This is a genomic window from Vibrio sp. 970 (genome assembly GCF_033339075.1).
The window spans coordinates 1-508 of the sequence record NZ_JAWOTW010000862.1 but is presented as its reverse complement, the minus strand read 5'-3'; the positions used below and the strand labels follow the sequence as shown (position 1 = coordinate 508).

Below are 508 nucleotides of genomic sequence, written 5' to 3'. Positions count from 1 at the left end.
AAAGTTTGAATGTTTGACTCTATGATAAGCAAAAATACTTTTAATAAGATCGCAATGCTATTACTCGTCACGAGTTTGTTTGGTTGTAATAGCGACAGTGGAAGCAGCACTAGCCAACCACCAATGAGCTTGCCAGAAGAAGTATTACCTGACGAGCCAGAAATTGAAGCGCCAATACCGGAACTGCCAGTGCCTGAGTTTCCTGATGTTTCCAAACCGGAAGTTCCTGAAACGCCAGAGGTGACGCCGCCGGAGCCTTCTGAACCCGTTATTCCAGAGCTGCCAGTACCAGACAAAGTGGTGTCTCGTATTGCACTAAACCAAAGCCGTGTGTCGCTTGCAGAGGGTGAGCTGGCGCAGGTGAAAGTCATCGGCTTTTATAACGATGACACTCAAGACGACCTTACATCACAAGTTGTTTGGAACGTTGAAAATGCTGACATTGTTAACATCGACGAACGCGGTGTGATTACAGCGGTGAAAACGGGTGTTTCGGTCATTCGCGCAG

At 47.2% G+C, this 508-nt stretch carries 1 protein-coding gene; it reads left to right on the top strand.

Annotated elements, in window-relative coordinates:
- Positions 1–54: 54 nt before the first annotated feature.
- Positions 55–508 (top strand): Ig domain-containing protein (locus R7Q11_RS29600; protein WP_225467394.1); only part of this gene is annotated, 454 nt, incomplete at its 3' end.